2 protein-coding genes and 1 pseudogene are annotated in these 1138 nt (G+C 73.7%); all 3 read right to left on the reverse strand.

Translation table 11 applies throughout. The annotated features are described in order from the left end of the window. On the reverse strand, positions 1 to 379 hold a 379-nt coding region (locus tag AOK01_RS36710), incomplete at both ends, for a class I SAM-dependent methyltransferase (RefSeq protein ID WP_245702568.1). A gap of 2 nt (positions 380 to 381) precedes the next feature. Then, a pseudogene (locus AOK01_RS45805) lies at positions 382 to 494 on the reverse strand (class I SAM-dependent methyltransferase); the annotation flags it as partial. A 171-nt stretch (positions 495 to 665) separates the two neighbouring features. Beyond that, the coding region (locus tag AOK01_RS36715; RefSeq protein ID WP_169800175.1) for a carboxypeptidase-like regulatory domain-containing protein at positions 666 to 1138 on the reverse strand (473 nt) is incomplete at its 5' end.

Below are 1138 nucleotides of genomic sequence, written 5' to 3' on the forward strand. Positions count from 1 at the left end.
CAGATACACGCGGTACGGCGCCTGCCCGGTGAACTCGTCCACCGGGTCGGGGAACACGTCGTGGATGAGCAGGAGCCCGCCCTCGGCGACATGGGGTGCCCAGCCCTCGTAGTCGCCGCCGGCGTGTTCGTCGGTGTGGCCGCCGTCGATGAAGACGAGGCCGAGCGGGGAGTTCCAGAGGCTCGCGACCTGCGGCGAACGGCCGACGACGGCGACCACGTGATCCTCCAGGCCGGCGTTGTGGAGCGTACGGCGGAAGGTGGGGAGGGTGTCCATGCGGCCGAGTTCCGGGTCGACGGTCGAGGGGTCGTGGTACTCCCAGCCGGGCTGCTGTTCCTCGCTGCCGCGGTGGTGGTCGACGGTGACCGCCGTGACGCCGNNAGCCGCCCCGCCTCGACCGCGGCCTCGTACAACGCGAGCCCTTCCCGCACGGGCATGAACCCCTTGGCCCCCTCGAACGCGGCGAGTACGGCAGGGGTGGGTGCCGAGGGCATGGGAGTTCCTCCGGGGCGTGTGGGGCGGGTGTGCGGCCGCCCCATGGTGCACCACGTCCCCCGCCTCGTAGGAGACAGGGGGCGTGGCGTGTGTACGGGTGCTTGTACGGGTGCGGGTGCGTGGGGGCNNCGGGGAACTGCGCGACCCCCCGACCCCCGCGGAGCGAACCGCTACGTGAGAACCGCCGCACTGGTCGGCAACGAAAGCTCCACCTCGACCACCCGCACCCCACCGGGGTGACTCGCCCCGGACGCGAGCGGCCCGTGCCCGCCGGCGGTGACGGCCAGCACGTACGCCCCCTCGGCGGGTACCGGCAGCGCATACCCGCCGTCGGCCGCGGACAGCGTCGCCCCCGCCTGTCGCCCCCGCCGGTCGATCAGCGTGACCTTGGCCCGGGCGACCGCAACGCCGTCGGCGGTGAGGACCCGGCCACGGAACCCGGCCCGGTCCACCAGCCCGGCGGCGACCTGGTCGACCTCAAGTCCGAGCTCACGCTCGACCTCAAGCCCGCCCTCGCTGGAAGCGACCAGGTGCGGCTTCGCCGCGTTCGCCGCCGCCCGCCGCCCCGGCAGGAGCGCCGCGAACACCAGGCCCAGCAGCACCGCACCCGTCGCGATCATGAAGGACACCCGGAAACCGTGCA

Source organism: Streptomyces aurantiacus, from assembly GCF_001418335.1.
In the GTDB taxonomy this organism is placed as follows: Bacteria; Actinomycetota; Actinomycetes; order Streptomycetales; family Streptomycetaceae; genus Streptomyces; species Streptomyces aurantiacus.